Genomic DNA, 214 nt, shown 5'->3' on the forward strand with positions numbered 1-214 from the left:
CAGATCGGCCTTGATCAGGTAAGGCCCGAACTCTTCACCGATCCATAAGGCATCGTCGGCAAACTGGAAGCTTTCCGGATCGAAATCGCTGCCGGTCAGATAGCGCTTCTCGGTACTCTCGTTGATGATGTGGAACGGCACCTTTTTATCCGGATCGTGCAGGAATACCGTCTTCAGCGGCGCGACCGTGCCGTCTTTGAAATCGATCTTGTAG

The 214-nt window shown here is 53.7% G+C and carries 1 protein-coding gene; it reads right to left on the minus strand.

Annotated features, from left to right (window positions below; translation table 11 throughout):
• The coding region (locus ADK28_RS06340; RefSeq protein WP_048795199.1) for an esterase-like activity of phytase family protein at positions 1-214 on the minus strand (214 nt) is incomplete at both ends.

The organism is Serratia sp. 506_PEND (assembly GCF_001076875.1).
In the GTDB taxonomy this organism is placed as follows: Bacteria; Pseudomonadota; Gammaproteobacteria; order Enterobacterales; family Enterobacteriaceae; genus Serratia; species Serratia marcescens.